Source organism: Luteolibacter sp. Y139, from assembly GCF_038066715.1.
In the GTDB taxonomy this organism is placed as follows: domain Bacteria; phylum Verrucomicrobiota; class Verrucomicrobiia; order Verrucomicrobiales; family Akkermansiaceae; genus Haloferula; species Haloferula soli.
Genome location: NZ_JBBUKT010000007.1, coordinates 323728 through 338735 on the forward strand (window position 1 = coordinate 323728; position 15008 = coordinate 338735).

Genomic DNA, 15008 nt, shown 5'->3' on the forward strand with positions numbered 1-15008 from the left:
ACACTGGATTACTGGACTGCCGCTCAAGGTGCAGCCGCCTCTTCTGCGGGGCGGCGCAACACGACCTTTTGAAGGAAGCCGGAGCGTCCGCCGTCGCTATTGGTGAAGAAGTCGGCATTGCTCTTCAGCACGATGAGCTGGACCTGTTCCTTCGGGTTCACCGCGAGCAGATTGTTTTCCTGCATCTTCCACTTGCCCTGGTTGTCGTAGGCGAGTTCGTAAATGACCTGGCCGTCTTCCTGAGGTGGCACCACGAAGGAATCCTTGGTGCCCATTTCCTTCACGGCCTTGCCATTGCAGCGCATGGCGATCTTCACCGGGCTGTAGTTCAGGATCCGGAGTTGGCCGAGCGGAAGCTTGGTCGGGTCATCATCAATGACATAGGTCTGGTAGGTCCCGGCACTGAGCGGCGCGATGAGCACGGTGACGCGGGTCGAACCGGCGGGCACCTTGGCGAGGGCGACCAGGGTTGGGTCCTTCTTCCGGAGTTCGGCCAGCTCGGGCGGAATCGCGGCGGTATTCTGAGAGCCCTCGGTGGCCTTGGCCGCGGTGGCGGGATCCTGATGAATCTCCATCACCTCCGGACCGGAATAGCGGACGGGCTTCGAATAGCGGAAGGCGAGGGCGGTGACGGGCTCGCCCTTGCCAGCGGACTTCAAGGTAAGGCCCGGAATGTCTTCGCCCCACGAGACGAGGTCGGCTTTGACAGAGACCTGAGCCGTGGCGGCCGAGGCGAGGGCAACGGCGGCGACGAAGGCGAGCGTGAGAAGCTTAGATTTCATTCGGAGAAAGCCAACGGAAGGAGACAACTTGGAAGCGACGGCCGAACTTCTGGTTGATGGCCGTGAGGGCGGTACCGCGATCGGTGGGAACATTGGCCGAATCGAGGTATTCCGGCAAGCGCTGGACCACCGCCTCGCACCAGGCCTTGGCGGCCGGGTTGCCGGTCTCGGGATCAAGCGATTCGCCGTAGGCGCGGATGCGGAAGGTGTCCGAGCGGGCGCTGAGCGAGGGGCCGATGACCTGGAGCAGATCGGCCTGGGTGATCCAGCCCGGGATGCCGGTGGAGCGGAAGCCCTGCTCGCGCTTGTAGCGGGCGTCGCTCAGCATCTGCCGGTCGGCGATGATGCTGGCGACCGAGCCGGGATTGAGGTCGTGCGAAGTCGGAGGCCAGGTGCCGTCAGCGGGGCCACTGCTGCTGCTGCCGGTATTCGGGATGGAGGTGGTGTCGGATCCGACGAGATCGGCGCGGGGAGCCGTGCCTTCGGCCTGCATGTTGACCCGGTCTTCCGCGAGATTGATATCGGAGAAGACGGTCTTGGTGCCATCCGGAGTGATGTTGGACCCGGCATTGTCCAAGGCGCTCTGAAGGGCTCCGCTGCGGCTGAGTTCCTTATTCGTGGTAAGGGCGACTAAGGCGCGATTGACGAAGTGCGAGAGTGAAACGAAGGGGCCGCGCATCCGCACCTGGCGGGTGATCTCGGTGGAAATCGCATCGATCTGCGCATCGGTCAGGCGGCGGTAGCCGGAGAACGAATCGCCGCTGCTGCCGGTGGGGGGCTGCACGGAACCGCTGAGCTGTTCCAAGCTGCGCGGGTAAAGGGCGCCTTCACTGCTTCCCGCGCCATCGGCGGGATGGGAGAGATACTTGCTGCCGGCGAGCAAGGCCTTCCATGCGTCCTTCTCGACCGAGTTCACGTTGTGAGCTCCATTGACCAGCAGACGCGCGGCTGCCGCCTTGCCGTCCGTGAGGTCATTGCGCTTGTCGTCGGGATTCCACACGACCATCCGGTCATTGAGCGGAACCGAGGAACCGCTGCGCGGGATCGTGGAGAAGTAGTAGGTGTCCCACAGCGCAGTGTTCAGCAGGTAGGACATGTCATAGTAGTTGGTCGTGGCGGAGGTGGCGACGGTGAAGTTCGTGATGGTGAAGTCCATGCGGTTCGCCTGGATGCTGTTCCGTCGCATCACGAAGGGTGTGGCATAGGAGTTACCCACTGCGTTTCCGGGCTGGTGGCCGACCGAGACGTAGTAGTCATCGGCGGTCAGGTCGGCGTGTTGGAGTTGGGCAATCGATGCCAGCTGCTGCGGCGGACTGAAGAGAATGGTCTGCTTGGTATCGAATGGCGAGCGGCCCCATGGCATGGGCGAGATGCTCAGATTCCGCGTGAAGTCGCTGCCGGTGTCCTTGCCCGGTGCCACGAAAGGCAGCGTCGCCGCGCTATTGGCGATCTGCATGAAGTAGGGAGGCGGATTGTAGGAGATGATCGGCTTGCGGAAGCGGGTCGCCTGCAAGTTGAAGTCAGTGAAGGTCCGCAGCGTGGAACTGCGCAGGCCGAGCTGGTCCGCCGATGGCAGGATCGAGACGTAGTCGGCTCCGGGTTGGCTCACCTGGAAGCTGTAGAGCTGGAGCGGCACCGGCTCGGTGAACTTCTTGGCGAGGTCGGTGGTGAATTTCCGCTGGGTGACGTCGAAGGGTGCGTTGTCGAGTTCGAAGCGCTCGATCTTGCGAAGCAGGGTGGAGGCGGAGCTGCCGGTGCGGAGCTCGACATTGACCTGCGTGGTGGTGGCGTCCTCGCGGACATCCAGATTAAGCGTGGAGCCGGCGGAGATGGTATTGACGGCGCTGTGGTCGAGGAGCACGCAGTTGGCAAAGTTCGCCGGGCTGCTGGAGGAAAACGCTCCCATGGAAACGGTCACCCGCGAGGTGCTGTTCTGGGGGCGCAGGACAGGGGTGGAGATCGTGAAGGCGCGAGCCTCGCCGGGTGGCAGGGTGGTCGCAGGGATGGAGAAGACGGCATTGTTCAGCACCGCGGGTTCCGAGGCGTTTTGCGGCACATAGGCGGGCTGGCCTGAGGCTCCCCAGATCCGGCTCGGCTTGCGGGCAGGATCGGTGTTATTCTTGATCTCCAGCTCCAGCGGGCTGGTCCACTTCAGCGGGTAGGAATAGGGATTTGCCAGCGAGACCGCGACCTTCGCGCAGGGCAGGCAGCGATAGCCATCGGCTGTGCCACTGGGTACCAGCTTCACGCCGAAGAGCAGGCGCAGGTCCGTGATGATGGGGCCGATGGCCGCCTGGGTGTCGGAGCTGGCGGCTTTGACCGTACCATCCGTCATCCGGCCGGAGAGATCGCTGAAGTCCTTCACGGTCGACCACTTCGGGCCCTTGAGGCGGTTGGCCACGACGGCCGGGACGAGGTTGGTATTCGGGACCGGCGAGTTGACGACGCCGGGGATGGCGGTGGTCGGAAGTCCGGCGCTGAGATAGGCTGAGAGATCCAGCCGGAGTCCGCCCTGCAAGACATCGCACAGCACGCCGAAGCTGTCGGCGGTGGCGGAGTGGAAATTGTTCTGGAGAGGTGAGTTTGAATCGCCGCCGATGGTGGAATCCAGCAGGGCGGCCTCATTGGAACTGACCACACGGGGCAGAAGCTCCTCAGCGCCCGAGCCGGGTTTCGGGTAGCTGCCGAAGCCCGCGACGGTTTCCCAGCCGCGCCGCGGGGCCGCGAGGTCGGCGTAGGTGAGCTTGGCATTTCCCTCGACCGCAGCTTCCAGATTCAGCTTCGCCTTCACCCCTTCGTCGCCGATCCACCAGGCTTGGCGGCCGGTCGGGGACTTGCCGCTGCCGGAGTCCTGAATCTCCACCAGCGGGGCGCTGACGTAGTCATCGATCTGGCCGCTGCCGACGGTGTGCCTTCCTGCGAGAACCACGGCGGACCGGGTGTTCACGTCGCCACCGCCATCGACGGCGGCCACCGAACTCGCTGGAGTCAGGCGGCTGGTAGGAGATGCGTTCTCATTGCCACTGACCAGCCAGCCGAGCAGATTGGGCGAAGGTGTGCGGGTGAAAGCCTGGGTGAAGGCAGCGGTTTGATTCCAGACTCCGGTCCAATGACGTGTGCCCGGCTGGACAGCGGAAAGGCCCTTCTGGGTGCTGTTCACCGTGTTGTTGTTCAGTGGCGCCGAACCATTGACAATCGGGTCGCCGGTGGCAGTGCCGGCCAGGTCCGCGGTGGCAGTCACGCGCTGGTCCGGACCGGTGAATTGCTGGAGCTCACCCAAGGCGAACATCATCGCCAGACGGGCATTGGCGCGGGCCGCTGCCATCGCATCGCCGCGGGTCGAGGCGCGCAGGGAAATCGACGACAGGCCGAGCAGGCCGACCGCCAGAACGGTCAGTAGAACCATCAGTGAAAGCGAGATCACCAGGGCGAAGCCACGCGGGCCGCGGGAGCTTCTGGCAGGCAGGAGCCGGGTGGGATTTTGGGTCATGATTGGGCGAGGTTTTATTGCCGGAGGACTCGGTCGATCGACCGGGTCGCCCGGTGTCTCGGTAAGGGTTGCGTTACAACGTATTTACCAAGTAGGCGCGATACTCTGACAACTCATAGGTCATCAATCAAGGAAATTGGGCTCTTAAAAAGAGAAAGAAAATCTAGGCAGAGTGCACTTTTGTTGAAGCCGCTTCCATGCCTCAAGGTCAGAATGAACGCATGGATTAGCCGCGAATCGCTTCCTTATGGGATGATTTACAGGTATTTTGGGATGAAGCGGGGAAACAGTCGCATAAAGATGCGACAGGAAAGAGTTTGCCTGTCGATTTCTTCAACGGGGCTAAAATTGATCAAAAATATCCATTCTTGGGCGTGTATATGGATGAATTTGTTCATGCTGCCGAGGCACCGGGATTAAAAGAGTTCATCGGGGCTTGCCGTTCAGCCTTTCCGGAGCCGGGCGCGGTCGCTTTGTTCAGGTCGTGTTTCGTCACTTCATCCCCGTGATCATCGCCGCCCTTGTTCCCATCGCCGGATTCGCTCAGGAGATTCCGATGACGAGCGAGCAGGCGGCGGGCTTCGTGAAACTGGCGCTGGCGGGAATCGACCGCGAATACCCGAACAAGACCGGTCACGTGACGACCGGGCCGGACGACATGAAGTCACCGAAGGGGATGCACCCGGTGTTTTACGGGCACTTCGACTGGCACTCCTCGGTCCATGGGCACTGGACACTGGTGAAGCTGCTCAAGCAGTTCCCGGACGCGCCCTTTGCGGGTGAGGTGCGGAGCGTGCTCAAGGGCCGCTTTACCGCGGAAGGACTGGCGGCTGAGGCGGCGTATTTCGAGCCCAAGGAGAATCGCAGCTTCGAGCGGATGTATGGCTGGGCGTGGGCGCTGCGACTGGCGCTGGAACTGCGCACTTGGGATGATCCGGATGCGCGGACGTGGGCTCGGGATCTGGAGCCGCTGGAGAAGGAAATCGTGGGCCTGGCGAAGGAATACCTGCCGAAGCTCGATTGGCCGGTCCGATGTGGATTTCACCCCGAGACGTCATTTCCGCTCGGGCAGATGCTCGACTATGCCCGTGGTACGGGTGAGGCGGAGCTTGAGAAGCTGCTGCTTGAAAAGTGCCGGCAGTTCTACGGCAAGGATCGCGACTATCCGGTAACCTACGAGCCATCGGGCAACGACTTCTTTTCGCCGGGCCTGAATGTCGCGGACCTGATGCGGCGGGTGCTGCCGGCGGAGGAATTTTCGACGTGGCTCGATGGCTACTTTCCCGCGCTGGCCGCGGGCAAGGCTGGCAATCTGCTGACTCCGGTGAATGTCAGCGATCCGACCGACGGGCACCTGATTCACTTGGCCGGGCTCAATTTGAACCGGGCCTGGACCATGCGCGGAATCGCTTCGGTGCTGCCGGAGGGTGATGCGCGGAGGAAGGTTTTGTTAGATGCCGCCGACAGGCATGCGCAGGCCGGACTCGCGCTGGTGGCCACGGGCCACTACGAGGGCGAGCACTGGCTGGGGTCCTTCGCGGTCTATCTCCTAAGCGGGACAGGCCGGGGGAAATGAGGGGCGGGGAGTGAGGATTTCCGATATCCGATGGTGGGCGATGGTGACCCTACCGGTGCTAGACCGCGGGGCAAAGCGGCGTCATAGAATGCCGCCATGCCCAACCCTTGGACCGGAAAAGGAAATCCCTACACGCGCACCGAAGTGCTCGAGCGCCTGCACGACACGCTCTCGAAAGGCCTGCCCATCATCGCCGCCGGCGCTGGCACGGGCATCAGTGCGAAATTCATCGAGAAAGGCGGAGCCGATCTCATCATCATCTACAATAGCGGCCGCTTCCGCATGGCCGGTCACGGCTCCACTGCCGGCATGATGGCCTACGGCGATGCGAATGCCGTGGCCATGGAGATCGGTGAGTACGAAGTGCTGCCGATCGTGGAGGAAACGCCCGTCATCTGCGGTGTCCACGCCACCGACCCACGCCGCCGCATGTGGCACTGGCTCGGCAAGGTGAAGGACATGGGCTTCTCCGGCGTGAACAATTTCCCGACTCACACGATCGTGGACGGCAAGTTCCGCCAGGTCCTCGAGGAGACCGGAATGAGCGTGAAGAAGGAATTCGAGATGGTGGCGCTGGCCCGCCGGATGGACCTCTTCAGCATCGTCTACGTGGATGCGCCCGAGGAAGCGAAGGCGATGGCGGAATCCGGTGCCGATGTGATCATCGCGCACGTGGGCACCACCGTCGGTGGCTCCATCGGCGTGGTGGATGCCACGATGAGCCTGCCGGAAGCGGCGAAGCGCACCCAGCTGATCATCGATGCTGCTCGCACGGTTCGCGATGACATCCTTTTCCTCAGCCACGGTGGCCCGATCAACACGCCGGAAGACGCGGCCTACATCAATGAGCACACCGATTGCGTCGGCTTCGTCGGCGCGTCGTCGCTGGAGCGCATGGGTGTCGAGGAATCGCTGACGAACTTGACCCGCACGTTCAAAGCGATTCCTGTGAAGCGGAAACACTAGGAATCCCGTAGCTACATGGCCACCATCGCTGTTCTCGGAGCGCTCGATACCAAAGGTGAGGAGCATGCCTTCGTCGCCAACCTCATCCGCCGCCGCGGGCATGAGGTGCTTTTGATCGACGTCGGCAGCGGTGGTCCGCCGGTGGTGAAGCCGGATGTCACCCGCGAGGAGGTGGCTGCGGCAGGGAAAATTGATTTGGCTGCCCTTTCGGGGCGTCGCGACCGCGGTGAATGCGTGGTCGCGATGTCGAAGGCGGCGCCGAAGATGGTGGAGAAGCTGTTCCGCGACGGCCGGATCGAGGGGATCATCTCGCTGGGCGGTGGTGGTGGCACGGCGATCGGCACCGCGGCGATGCGTGCGCTGCCGATTGGTTTCCCGAAGGTGATGGTGTCGACCCTGGCGAGCGGGAATACCGCGCCGTATCTCGGGGAAAAGGATATCGTGATGATTCCGAGCATCGCCGATGTGGCGGGATTGAACCGTCTTTCGCGAGTGATTTTCTCCCGCGCTGCCGGTGCAATCTGCGGGATGGTGGATGCGGAGATCGCGACGTCTGATGCGAAGCCGCTGATCGTAGCGAGCATGTTTGGCAACACGACGGCGTGCGTGACCGAGGCGAAAAGGATTCTCGAAGATGCCGGCTATGAGGTGCTCGTTTTCGCCGCCACCGGTGCTGGTGGTCGTGCAATGGAGGCCTTGATTGGCAGTGGCATGGTGGCCGGCGTGCTGGACATCACGACCACCGAGTGGGCGGACGAGCTGGTCGGCGGTGTGCTGACGGCCGGGCCTGAACGGCTCGATGCCGCGGGTGAAGCGGCGGTGCCGTGCGTGATCGCGCCCGGGTGCCTCGACATGGTGAACTTCGGCGTGCAGGAGAGCGTGCCGAAGCGGTTCACGGGGCGGAATTTTTACATCCATAACCCGCAGGTCACGCTGATGCGGACCACGCCGGATGAGTGCGCGGAGCTGGGAGAAATCATTGCGGCGAAGGTGAACATGTTCGCCGCGCCGAGTGCGGTGATGATTCCGAAGAAGGCGATCAGCGTGATCAGTGCGCCGGGCCAGCCATTCCATGATACGGCGGCCGACCGGGCGCTCTTCGCGGCGCTGAAGCGTGACGCGCGGGTGCCCGTCTTGGAATACGACATGGAGATCAATGACCCGGCCTTTGCCCGGGCTTGTGCGGAGAAACTGCTGGAGCTGATGCGGGCGGTGGATTCGGAATAGGGGGATGTGGATTGAACAAGCGGATGCGCCACGTAAGGTGGGCATGATGCGTCTTGTTCCTCTCCTATTTTTGATTTTATCGGCTTCCGGTGAGCCGGTTTCTCTTTTTGACGGCAAGACTCTCGACGGCTGGGAGGTCCGGGCGGGTGAGGAGAAGTGGTGGAAGGTGCAGGATGGCTGCATCACCGGTGGCTCGCTGGAGGAGCCGGTGGCGCACAATACCTTCCTCGCGACGACGAAGCGCTACGCGAACTTCGAGCTGAAGCTGAAGATGCGACTCGTGAAGGGCGAGGGCTTCATGAACTCGGGCGTGCAGATCCGGAGCATCCGGGTGCCGGGCAACTTTGAGATGGAAGGCTATCAGGTGGATGCTGGTCCCGGATGGTGGGGAAAGCTCTATGATGAGTCGCGGAGGGACAAGGTGATCGGGGAGCCGGTCAAGCCGGCGGAGCTGAAGGCGAATGACTTCGATTGGAATGAGTATCGGATCGTTTGTGAGGGTCCGCGGATCCAGTCGTGGGTGAATGGGGTGGCGGCGCTGGATTACACGGAGGCTGACGCGAAGATTCCGCTGGAAGGGCTGATCGGGCTGCAGACGCATGGCGGAGGCAAAGTGCTGGTGCAGTTCAAGGAGATCACGATCGAGGAACTGCCAGCGACGCCTGGTGCGCCGACTTGGGAGAAGGCGGATCCGCGCTTGCCGGAGAATGAGAAGGCATCGTTCACGGTGCCGGGTGGGTTTGAGGTGGAACTGGTGGCCTCGGAGAAGGAAGGCGTGGGCAAGCCGATCACGATGGCGTGGGACCATGCCGGGCGGATGTGGACGATGACAGCGCTGGAGTATCCGGTGGATGCCAATGAGGACGAGGCGCAGGCGGAGGCGCTCTATCAGAAGGGTGGGAAGGACAAGGTGCTGGTGTTCGATGAACCGTGGAAGCCAGGGCTACAAACGCCGCGGGTGTTTGCGGATGGGCTGGCGATCCCGCTGGGGATGATGCCCTGGAAAGGCGGCGCGGTGGTCCAGTATGGGCACGATGTCCGCTACTATGCGGATCGTAATAACGACGGGAAGGCGGATGGCCATGAGGTGCTGCTGACCGGCTTCGGGATTCAGGATTCGCATTTGTTTCCGCACCAGTTCGAGCGATCGCCGGGTGGTTGGCTCTACCTGGCGCAAGGGCTTTTCAACTACTCGAAGGTGAAGCGGCCCGGTGATGTTCCGTTTGCCGACGGGAGCAAGGAGGTGGCCTTCAACCAGTGCAAGCTGGCGCGGGCGAAGCTGGATGGGTCGGCCTTCGAGCTGCTGACGGCCGGGCCGAACAATATCTGGGGCTTTGTGACCGGGCGTGATGGCCGGGAGTTTCTGCAGGAGGCGAATGACCTGGGACATCCGGTGTCGGAGTTCATCGCGGGCACGCACTATCCGACGGGATCGAAGGAGAAGCTGCGGCCGTATGCGCCGCAATTGCCGGAGTCGACGCCGGGACAGCCGATGGGTGGCACGGGATTGAGTGGATTGGCGCTGGCGGATGACGAGGGCAGTTCCTTTGCGGCGAAGTGGCCGGAGGAGAAGATGTTCTACATTGCCAATCCGATTACCAATCGGATCCAGATCGTCACGCGTGCGGAGGATGGGAAATACCAGAAGCGCGAGGACTTCCTAGTTTCGTCGGACGAGTGGTTCCGGCCGGTGTCGGTGCAGTTCGGGCCGGATGGGTGTCTCTACATCGCGGACTGGTATAACAAGATCATCTCGCACAACGAGGTGCCGCGGAATCATCCGGATCGCGACAAGACGCGTGGCCGGATCTGGCGGGTGAAGGCGAAGGGCGTGGCTCCGGTGCAGCCGCCGGATTTGACGAAGCTGAAGGCAACCAGATTGATCGAGCAGTTGGACAACGGGAATGCGCGGGTGGCCCGGATGGCTTGGGAGGAGCTTGGAGACCGGAACGACAAGTCGGTGGTGGAGGACCTGGAGGAATTGGCGCGAAAGGAGGGCGCGCCTGTGGCAACGCGTCTCGGCGCGCTGTTCGCCCTGCGCGAGATGAATGCGGTGACGCTGCCGGTGGTGCTGTTTCTGATGGCGGACAAGAATGCTGATCTCAGGCGTGAAGCTCTGGAAGCATCCGAGCAGCTTGCTTCCAAGGAGCAGGAGCCGATGGGGACAAGGCGCAGTGAATCCGACTTCAGCGTCCTTGCCACGCACGCGATCATGCTGCGGCGGTATCCGACAGTGACCTCCAAGATGCTGCAATCGCTTGCATGGAATGTTCCGCCCGCTTCCGAGGGAAATGATTGCGCGGCCTATGAGCGAAAGTTTCTCCGCTACCTGATCCGGTGGGCGATGGAAGCTCATGTGGATGTCACCCGGGAGATCCTGGGAGCGGATCTGCTATTTGAAGGGAAGGCGCTTGCGGTGCTATCGCTGCCGCCTGAGGAAGCGGCCCGGAGGCTGTTGCAGTTGCTTCCGCTTTATGGGCGTCCGCTCAATGCCGAGGAATCGGCGTTGCTCGGTAGCCAGCTTTCGCAGCCGGAGGTGGCGAAGGCTTTCGCGGAGCTCGCGGATGATCCGAACCGGCGCGGGATGCTGCTGAAGTCGCTGCTTCAAATTGATCCTTCGGCGGCTGCGGATCCCTTGCTGCGCGCCAGCGTGGGAAAAGCGACCGAGGCGATGGTCAGGGACAATCCGACGACGATGCCGCTGGCATTCGATCTTGCGAGGCGGTTTCAGTTGAAGGAACTCGCGCCCTTGCTCCGGGAGCAGGCGTCGAAAGGGGTTTCGCCGGAGGTGCTGGCTTCGATTCTGAAGACGCTGAATGAGATCCAGTCTGCGGATGCCGGGCTGGCGAAGACGCATCTGGATGATGGGAACGAGATGGTGGCGCGTGAGGCGCTGATCGGGTTTGCGTCCGCTGGTGGAGCTGAGGCGGTGGCGGAGATTGGGAAGCGCTGGGGATCGTTGAGCGGGGCGCTGCGGCAGTTTGCGGTGAGCGGGATGGTGTCTAACAAGGAGTCGACGGAGGCGTTTGCGAAGGCGGTGACGGCGGGTGGTTTCACGGGCTTCGATCCTTCGGTGGTGGAGAAGCTTTCGGCGGTATTGGGTGCGGATCATCCCGTCTTCAAGGAGCTGCTTTCGAAGGTGGAAGGATTGTTGGTTCCGACGATTCGCTTGCCGGGGAAGAATGGCGCGGTGGTGGCGACGGGATTAAAGCTTGAGGGGCCGTTCACGGTTGAATCGTGGATCAAGCTGGATGAGGGCATCGACAATCGCGACGGGTTGTTAGGGAAACGTGGTGGCGGGCCGTGTGTGAATTTCTGGGATGCCAAGGTGCGGTTCTGGGATGGTGCGCGGGATGTGGTGATTGCGGAGCGTCCGGTCAAAGCGGGGAAGTGGTCGCACTGCGCGATGACGCGTGATGACGCGGGGAAGATCGCGGTGTTCGTGGATGGCGAGCCGGCGGGTGTGTCGCAGGGTGGGTTCGATGGGGCGATGGAGATGATGGATATCGGCAAGGTGAATGAGCCGGGTGGCACGGCGGCTTCGCTGCTGGAGTTCCGGGTGTGGGACATCGCGCGGAGTCCGGCGGAGATCCTGGGGAGCTTCCGGACGCGCTTCACCAGTGGGCAGGATCATCTGGTGTTTCATGCGGGAGCCGATCTTTCGAAGCTGACGCTGGAAGGCGGTGCGGGCATCGAGTGGACGGTGGATTTTCCGGAGCTGCATACGCCGGAGCAGGCGGCGGCTTTGGCGGCGAAGTTTGATCGCTTTCGGGCGATGGCTTCGAAGGGCGGAGACGCGGCGGCTGGGAAGCAGTTGTTCCAGGCGACGTGCATGATCTGTCATCAGGCGAAAGGCGAGGGGACCGCGGTCGGGCCGAATCTGAGTGGTGCGGGTGCGATGGGTTTGGAGAGCTTGTTGCGGAATGTACTGACGCCGAATGCGCAGTTGGAGAGCGGCTATTACCGGCATGACATCACGCTGAAGGATGGCGGTTTGGTGAGTGGGTTCCTGGCTTCTGAAACGCCGAAGTTGATCGTGCTGCGGCAGATCGGTGCGGATGAGCGGGCGATCCCGGTGGATCAGGTGAAGGAGCACACGATTTCGAAGCGGTCGTTGATGCCGGAAGGGTTGATCGACGGGTTCGGGGAGAAGCAGGTGGCGGATCTGTTTGCGTTTTTGATGACGTTGAAGTGAGAGGTTTTGGCCGCGGATGGCGCGGATGGACGCGGATGAAAAAGACAGCGATGGGAAGTGGAGCTGTGGCACTCCGGTAATTCACTATGCCTCTATAGCGGAATTACCGGAGCAGTGGTGGTCGATGATCGGAATGAGGCGTCTGGGGCGGGCTCGGATAGGTCGGACCTTTGGCCCTTGTCATGATTGGGCGGCGATCCCTAGGCCTGTGGCCTAGGCTGGTATGGGGCGCGCCTTTGGCGCTGAAGAGCGAAACGATTAGCCGCCCTAATCTGGGGCCGTTCGGGACTACTCTACTATTCCAGTAAGCCTATATCCTGTAATTATTGGAGTGGATTTCCGGTGGCTCAGGCTGGGGTCTGGAACTCCGCTACTCCGGTATGCCTAGGAGAGCGGAGTAGCGGAGTTGGACGGGCTTGTGGGTGTAGGAATCGAGGCTCCCGACTGGGACGGCCGATTCACTCACGGATTCCTCCTTTCCCATATGTATAGGAAACGGGAAAACGGGAAAAGGTGCGCATTCCTGTGAGAGACCCGTGGCGGATCGAATTGCTCGGAGGGATGCGTTGAGCTTGCCGGGATCGAGAACAGACACGTTCGACACGTCCTTATTCCAGCATCGTCCCATTGCTGTTGGAAGAATGTCGACTGGCCCCCTCTAGGGCGCCGAGAATGCGGGAACCGGCTCCATTCGCATTCAGGGGTTCGCCATCCCGGAGTCAGAGCGCGCGGCGATAGTGCATGGCGACCGCTCCGCAGCGGAGAGGATTTGCCGAGACGAGTTCGAGCCGTCGCGTGGCGGGCAGGCCGGTCTCGTAGAGGGTCGGGCCGTGGCCGGCGATCCTGGGGTGGACGAGGAATTTGTATTCGTCGATTAGGTCCAGGCGGTCCAGTTCGGTGGCGAGTTTGCCGCTGCCGAGAAGGATGCCGTCCGGGGTCGCGTCCTTGAGCTTCTGCACGCCGGTGCGGAGGTCGCCGGCGAGGTGGTGGCTGTTGGTCCACGGGAAGGTCGTGTGTGTCGACGACACCACGTATTTTGGCTTGGTCTCCAGCTTGACTGCCCACTCGCGGATCGCTGGTGGTGCTTCGACGTCGCCTCGGGCGACGGCCGGCCAGTAGCTCTCCATCATTTCGTAGGTGACGCGGCCCCAGAGCATCGCCCCGGCTTCGTCCATGAGGCGGGTGAAGAAGGCGTGGGTCTCGTCGTCGGCGATTCCCTCCTGGTGGTCGACGCAGCCGTCGAGGGTGAGGTTGATGCTGAAGGTTAGGAGGGACATGGGGTGGGTTGTTGGTGTCGTCTAACATTTGAGCCTATCCGCGGCGGGATGGAAGGGTGGATTCGGTTTGATGGATGATCGCTGTCGGATGGTGTGGCTTATTTGCTTCTTTATATAAGGAAGGGATTTAACTTGGGGAAATTTACGATGCGGGAGCCGATCCCATCTTATCACGAGCAGAACAGACGCGGAGTCATTCCATGCCTACTGATCCCATCTATTTCCAAGGCGGAGCGTGCTTGGTTTCACATTGAAAATGCATGGTGGCTTCTTTACGAAGTGCGGGCCAATTAAAGTTCTGCAATGAGCAAGACGCGCCGACATGTCCTCTACGGCTATGCTGAAGGTGACGACTTCAATGATATTGCCTGTCAGATCACTGAGCGGGTGGGGCAATTCGTCAGTGGACGCGACTGGGTATCGGGCGAGGCTTGGCCAGTGAACCAACGGAGAGGGGACGAAGGCGACACCAAGTGTTGGGAGCTCGGCATCAATCTGGAATTACCGGATCCCGGACGCGAGGCGAGTGGCTGGTTCACCGATGTTGAGGAAATTGCAATCACGTGCAACGAGCTTGCTCGGGACTATGCAAGGCCATTTGTCATTGGAATTTCTGACCAAGAGACGGGGATAGCCGATGATCTATTCTTCCTTGATGGAGGCGCGATCGACATTGAACGACTGAGGGCAATCATCGGAATCGGCGTCACGGAATAACCCAAGGAGAACAGGCCGAGGCAGAAGCTCTTCCAACGGTGGATCGAGCAGGGGAGCATCACCTGGTTCTAACAGGTTTGGGCGATTGCGGGTGGCTTCGCGGTTAGTGGCCTGGCAGGTGTCGCGCCCCTTCAGGGCGCCTTTTGGGGCGGGGGATTACCCAGGGCGGCGCTGGCGCTTGCCCTGGGCTTAGGGCTGGCCGCCCCGTTGGGGCTGTAGAGGGGCTTGGGGTGAGTGGGGGCGTAGCTTGATCCCGGGCGGTCGGGGCCGACCCTTTGGAAATATGGATTCCCTGGGCTTAGGGCTGGCCGCCCCGTTGGGGCTGGAGAGATTTTTTTGAGGGGAACTTGAGTGCTGCGGGTTGCTGATGCGGGCGGTGTTGATGAGGGTGAGATCACCAAGGTGCTTCCCCGCAGCAGTGCTGCTGGCTTTGAGCGGCAGAAGGGTTGCCGCAGTCCGGGGCTGCGACGGATGGGTGGAGGTGGTGGGTAAGGCTCGGGCAAAGGCGAATTCTGTCGCCCCTGCCGGGGCTTCGATGATTGGGAGAGACTGTTTCCCGGTGGCTTACGCCACCGGCTAAGTTCCGGGACCCCTTCGGGGTGATGAAGATTCATCGGAACCTTGCTTGCGACTTATCGGAACCTTCCTTGCGACTTGCTTTGGCAGGGGCTGCTACGGGTGGGGCGGAGGTGGGAGATGAAGCGGTGTTTCTTGGTGCTTCGGTTGCCGCACACGGAGTGTGCGGACCACTTTGCTGGCGCAAGGGGCGGGTGGTTGG

8 protein-coding genes are annotated in these 15008 nt (G+C 61.8%); 5 read left to right on the plus strand and 3 right to left on the minus strand.

From position 1 onward, the window contains the following. Positions 1–23: 23 nt before the first annotated feature. Both WKV53_RS18595 and WKV53_RS18600 read right to left on the minus strand, forming a co-directional pair. A complete protein-coding gene (locus tag WKV53_RS18595; protein ID WP_341406287.1) occupies positions 24–782 on the minus strand; it encodes a hypothetical protein in 759 nt (252 codons plus the stop codon). After that, positions 772–4272, minus strand: coding sequence for a hypothetical protein (locus WKV53_RS18600; protein WP_341406288.1), 3501 nt, complete (start codon positions 4270–4272; stop codon positions 772–774). Before WKV53_RS18600 ends, WKV53_RS18595 begins: the two co-directional genes overlap by 11 nt. 484 nt (positions 4273–4756) lie before the next feature. Between WKV53_RS18600 and WKV53_RS18605 the strand changes: the two genes are divergently transcribed. The 4 genes from WKV53_RS18605 (at position 4757) to WKV53_RS18620 (ending at position 12236) form a co-directional block, all read left to right on the plus strand. Then, entirely contained in the window at positions 4757–5848 is a 1092-nt protein-coding gene (locus WKV53_RS18605) for a DUF2891 domain-containing protein (RefSeq protein ID WP_341406289.1), read from the plus strand. 96 nt (positions 5849–5944) lie between these two features. After that, positions 5945–6814 (plus strand): phosphoenolpyruvate hydrolase family protein, encoded by an 870-nt coding sequence (locus tag WKV53_RS18610; RefSeq protein ID WP_341406290.1) that lies wholly within the window; start codon positions 5945–5947, stop codon positions 6812–6814. Between the two features lie 15 nt (positions 6815–6829). After that, positions 6830–8041: a Tm-1-like ATP-binding domain-containing protein gene (locus tag WKV53_RS18615; protein WP_341406291.1), complete on the plus strand. Its 1212-nt coding sequence runs from the start codon at positions 6830–6832 to the stop codon at positions 8039–8041. 43 nt (positions 8042–8084) lie between these two features. After that, entirely contained in the window at positions 8085–12236 is a 4152-nt protein-coding gene (locus tag WKV53_RS18620; RefSeq protein ID WP_341406292.1) for a PVC-type heme-binding CxxCH protein, read from the plus strand. Between the two features lie 719 nt (positions 12237–12955). On the opposite strand, the gene WKV53_RS18625 is transcribed toward WKV53_RS18620, so the two are convergent. Beyond that, on the minus strand, positions 12956–13513 hold the full coding sequence (locus WKV53_RS18625; protein WP_341406293.1) for a dihydrofolate reductase family protein: 558 nt from the start codon (positions 13511–13513) through the stop codon (positions 12956–12958). 303 nt (positions 13514–13816) lie between these two features. Between WKV53_RS18625 and WKV53_RS18630 the strand changes: the two genes are divergently transcribed. Beyond that, a complete protein-coding gene (locus WKV53_RS18630) occupies positions 13817–14230 on the plus strand; it encodes a hypothetical protein (protein ID WP_341406294.1) in 414 nt (137 codons plus the stop codon). Positions 14231–15008: the final 778 nt, after the last annotated feature.